General features: G+C 54.2%; 1 pseudogene. It reads left to right on the top strand.

Going from position 1 to position 607, the window contains the following annotated elements:
• A pseudogene (locus BEB42_RS25935) lies at positions 1–607 on the top strand (adhesin); the annotation flags it as partial.

Here is a 607-nt window from a genome sequence, read left to right on the forward strand (position 1 = left end):
GTTCTCAGCTGAAAACCACTAACGATAACGTGGCGACTAACACCACCAATATCACTAACCTGACTGATACGGTGACTGACCTTAGTGAAGACGCCCTGAAATGGGACGACGCCGCAGGCGCATTCACCGCTGCACACGGCACCAACGCCACCAACAAAATCACCAATGTCACCGCTGGCGAACTCTCTGACACCAGCACCGACGCCGTTAACGGTTCTCAGCTGAAAACCACTAACGATAACGTGGCGACTAACACCACCAATATCACTAACCTGACTGATACGGTGACTGACCTTAGTGAAGACGCCCTGAAATGGGACGACGCCGCAGGCGCATTCACCGCTGCACACGGCACCAACGCCACCAACAAAATCACCAATGTCACCGCTGGCGAACTCTCTGACACCAGCACCGACGCCGTTAACGGTTCTCAGCTGAAAACCACTAACGATAACGTGGCGACTAACACCACCAATATCACTAACCTGACTGATACGGTGACTGACCTTAGTGAAGACGCCCTGAAATGGGACGACGCCGCAGGCGCATTCACCGCTGCACACGGCACCAACGCCACCAACAAAATCACCAATGTCACCGCTGGCGA

Source organism: Escherichia sp. MOD1-EC5990 (assembly GCF_002965285.1).
Taxonomy (GTDB): Bacteria; Pseudomonadota; Gammaproteobacteria; order Enterobacterales; family Enterobacteriaceae; genus Escherichia; species Escherichia coli_F.